The 4003-nt window shown below is 69.6% G+C and carries 4 protein-coding genes; 3 read left to right on the top strand and 1 reads right to left on the bottom strand.

Annotated elements, in window-relative coordinates:
- Positions 1-213: 213 nt before the first annotated feature.
- Positions 214-999: an SGNH/GDSL hydrolase family protein gene (locus D5S19_RS02375; RefSeq protein WP_120021676.1), complete on the top strand. Its 786-nt coding sequence runs from the start codon at positions 214-216 to the stop codon at positions 997-999.
- Positions 996-1580, top strand: a complete 585-nt coding sequence (locus D5S19_RS02370) for a TetR/AcrR family transcriptional regulator (RefSeq protein ID WP_120021675.1) — start codon at positions 996-998, stop codon at positions 1578-1580. Before D5S19_RS02375 ends, D5S19_RS02370 begins: the two co-directional genes overlap by 4 nt.
- A gap of 13 nt (positions 1581-1593) precedes the next feature.
- Here D5S19_RS02370 and D5S19_RS02365 read toward each other — a convergent pair whose 3' ends face one another.
- Positions 1594-3024, bottom strand: a complete 1431-nt coding sequence (locus D5S19_RS02365) for a phytoene desaturase family protein (RefSeq protein WP_120021677.1) — start codon at positions 3022-3024, stop codon at positions 1594-1596.
- Between the two features lie 136 nt (positions 3025-3160).
- On the opposite strand from D5S19_RS02365, the gene D5S19_RS02360 reads away from it, so the two are divergent.
- Positions 3161-3895, top strand: coding sequence for a DUF2786 domain-containing protein (locus tag D5S19_RS02360; RefSeq protein ID WP_120021674.1), 735 nt, complete (start codon positions 3161-3163; stop codon positions 3893-3895).
- The last annotated feature ends 108 nt before the right edge of the window (positions 3896-4003 follow it).

The raw sequence follows: 4003 nt of genomic DNA, 5'->3' as shown, positions 1-4003 counted from the left end.
GCGCCGGACCGGTTTCGGGTCTGTGAAGGGACCCTTCACAGACTCAGAGTCCGTGAAGGGTCCCTTCACGGACCTCTACACCGACTTTGCCGGAACCCTGGACGCTGTGGCTGTGAAGGTTCCCTTCACAGCCACTCGGCCAGGTAGACAGCGTCTACTTCGGTTTGATAAACAGTGTCGGGAAGATGAATCAGGGGTTACGAGGAGTTCGCCATGGGTTATCGCACGTTCGTCGCCGTGGGCGACAGCTGTGCCGAGGGGCTGGACGATCCGTACCCCGACCGGAGCCAGTACCGCGGCTGGGCCGACTTCGTCGCCGGGCGCCTCGCCGAGGACGAGCCCGGGTTCCGCTACGCGAATCTCGCGGTGCGCGGGCGGCGGCTGGACCAGATCATCGCCGAGCAGCTGCCCGCCGCCGGGCGGCATGAACCCGATCTGATCGCTCTGTTCGGCGGCGGCAACGACGTGATGAGCCGCGGCTGGGACGCGCGCACGGTCGCCCGCCGGGTGGATGCCGCGATCCGGCAGTGCACGCAGATCGCGCCGTCCGTGGTCACGTTTACGTTGAGCGACATCGCGCATCGCATGCCGTTCGGTCATCGGATGCGGCCGCGGGTCAGGGCGCTCAACGACGCCGTCCGCGAGGCGTCGGTCAGCTACGGCGCGAAGCTGGTGGACCTGTGGCCCGACCAGGCCGCACACGATTCCCGCTACTTCGGGCCGGACCGGCTGCACCTGTCGGAGGCCGGGCACCTGCGTGTGGCAGGACACGTGCTGGGGAAGCTCGGCGTGCCGCACGAGGAGGACTGGCTGCGCCCGTTGCCGGGGCGGCCCGCGCCGACGAACCGGCTCGCCGATCTGCGCTGGATGTGGCAGGAGGTGCTGCCGGTGGGGATCACCCGGCTGCGCAATCGGCTCACCGGCCGGTCGCCGGGCGACGGATTCCTGCCGAAGCGCCCCGAGTTGCTACCGATGGCGTTTTCCGAAGCGCAGCTGTGAGCACGGCGTCGCCCGCGCGGCAACGGCTGATCCGCACCGCCTCGGAGCTGCTCGCCGATTCCGGGGTAGACGCGGTGACGCTGCGCGGTATCGCGAAGGCGGCTGGGGTGTCACACGGCGCACCGCTACGGCACTTTTCCGGCCGTGCCGAGTTGCTTTCCGGCGTCGCGACGCTCGGCTTCACCCAGCTACTCGACCGCGGCACGCAACTACCCGCCGGACCGCCGCGAGAGCGCGTGACGGCCGCCTGCCATGCGTATGTCGACTTCGCGTTGACGAACCCGGCGATGTTCGAGCTGATGTTCCGGCGCGATCTGATCGACCCCGAAGAACCACAGCTCGTCGCGGCCAGCAGCGCGGTCTTCGACTACTTCGCCGACCTTGTCCGTCGCTACGTCGCCGAAGCGCCCGAAAGCCGCGTACGCACCGGGACTGACCCGCGGCTGCTCGCCGCGTCGCTGTGGGCGGCGTTGCACGGTCTTGCGCAACTGTGGCTCTGGGGCGGGCTGGCGGGGGCGAGCTTCGCGCCGTCTCCCGAAGCAGCGCTCGCCGTGTCGCTCGACGCGTACCTGGGTTTGTGAGGCAACGCCCGCGTCAGAAGACCGGCTCGGTCTGCCCGAACTCCCGGCGCAACGCGGCCTTCGCGGCGTAGTACCCACACATGCCGTGTACGCCGGGGCCGGGCGCAGTGGCTGCGGAACAGAGGTAGACCCCGCGTAACGGCGTTTGGTGCGGATTCCACCGTACGACGGGGCGAGCCAGCACTTGCCGCACTGTCACGGCCGCAGTAGCGATATCGCCGCCCACGTAGTTCGGGTTGTACGCCTCCAGCTCACGCGCCGATACCGCGCGCGAAGCGAGCACCGTGTCGCTGAAGCCGGGTGCGTATCGCTCGATGCGACGGCGGATCACGTCTGTGGCATCGAGTGGATCACCATGCGGCACATGGGCGTACGCCCAGATCGGCTGTTTGCCCGGGAGCCCGCGAGACGGGTCCGCCGTCATTGGCTGCGAGAGGAGCACGAACGGCTCCTCCGCACGCCTCCCGGCGGTCACTGCGTTCTCGGCCGCGTACACGGCTTCTCGCGTCCCTCCGAGGTGCAGCGTCCCGGCCTGCGCCAACGCGGGGTTCCGCCACGGGATCGGTTCTGAAACAAGGAAATCCACCTTGGCGGCGGAGGGGCCGTACCGAACTCCTTGCAGCGCCCGCCGATACCCGTCGGATAGCAGTGGCCCGGCAACGTCGAGGACGCCCTGGGGCGCAAGATCCAGCATCACGACGCGCGCGTGCGAAAGCTGGCGAAGGTCGGCGACGCGAGCGTCGGTGTGTACTTCGCCGCCGTGTGCGCGTAGGTCGGCTACGAGGGCTTCCGTGATCTTTTCCGTACCTCCGCGCGGGACCGGCCAGCCACTGGTGTGCGCCAGATGCCCGAGCAACACACCGATCCCATCGCCCACCAACGACGGCAACCGTCCCATCGCGTGCGCGGCAACGCCAGCGAGCAGCGCCCGTGCTTCGGTACCGCGAAAGGCCCTGATCCCAACAAGCCGTGAAGCCAGCAACGCGGCGACGCCGGGACGAGGCGGCCGCCTGAAGTCACCGAAGATGGTTTCGACGACTTCTTCGGTCCGCTCGATGAGCGGCGTCATGAAACGCCGCCAACGCGCACCGTCGACCCCTAGGCCGGCACAGGTGCGTTCGAGGTCTGCGTACGCGATTGCTGCACGACGCTCGTCGATCGGGTGCGCGTACTCGGCTTCGGAGCGGCACAGCTGTACACCGTGCGCTTCAAGATCGAACAGGCGGAAGAACGGCGACGCGACCGCCATCGGATGGACCGCCGAGCACAGGTCGTGCACCACGTCGGCGTCGAACAGCCGCGCAGACCGCGCGCCGCCGCCCGGCTCGGCAGCGGCCTCGTACACCGCCACGGACCGTCCAGCGCGCGCGAACAGGACCGCGGCAGCCAGGCCGTTCGGGCCCGAACCGACTACCGCGACGTCCAGCGTGCGAGGCGGCGGCATACTGCGAGCGTAGGCCTTCGGGTACAGAGGGTGCCCGGTGACTCGGCCGAACACTTGATCGAATATTGTCGTACCCCACGTCTACCGTGGCTCCACGTCGGCCCACCCGGGCCGCACCGGCAGAGAGAGGGGGATCATGCCCGCCTACGACTCGCAGCTGGAGCGCGTACGCAAACTGCTGGCGAAAGCCGAGGACCCGGCAGTCACCGCGGAAGAAGCGGAGCTGTACAACACGAAGGCCGCGGAGCTGATCGCCCGCCACGGCATCGACGACGCGGTGCTGGCCGCGGCAGGCCACAGCAGCGACGAGATCACCGTGCTGAAGCTCCCGATCGAGAATCCGTACAGCCGCGACAAGGCGAGCCTGCTCACCAGCATCGCCTACCCACTGCGCTGCCGGACCCTGCTGCACCGCGCGGGGCAGAGCGTCGAGTCCGTCACCGTGTTCGGCTTCCGCTCCGATCTCGGGCGGGTCGAGCTGCTGTTCACCAGCCTGCTACTGCAGGCGAGCACCCAGCTGAACCGGGTACGTCCCGAGCAGCGCGTGTTCCACGAGTCGCTGGCCGCCTACCGCCGCACCTGGCTGAACGGCTTCTCCCGCGCCGTGCACGAGCGCCTGCAGCGCGCCGAGGCGAAGGCCGCCCGCGACCACCGCCCGGCCGCTCCCGGCCAGCCGTCGGCGGAGCTGGTGATCCACGACCGCACCACAGTGGTGCAACAGGCCTTCGATCGCGAATACGGCGACCTCCGCACCGCCTCCCCCCGCCGCCTCTCCGGCACGGGCTACCGCGAAGGCCACCGCGCGGGCACCCGGGCCACACTGGATCCGGCCGCCCTGTCCCGGCAACGCCCGGCACTGCCGGTCCGGTAACCGGCGGCGGGTGGCTGCGTACCGGTCCTGTGGCGGCCGGCCTGCCGGCCGGGCGGCCCGCGGTGTCGTGTTCATGGTGGCGAACGGCCTGACGGCACGTCCCGCGTT

Origin of the sequence: Amycolatopsis panacis (assembly GCF_003600245.1) — a bacterium.
GTDB classification, from domain to species: Bacteria; Actinomycetota; Actinomycetes; order Mycobacteriales; family Pseudonocardiaceae; genus Amycolatopsis; species Amycolatopsis sulphurea.
Note: the sequence above shows the minus strand (reverse complement) of the source record. Positions and strands in the feature narration are given on the sequence as shown.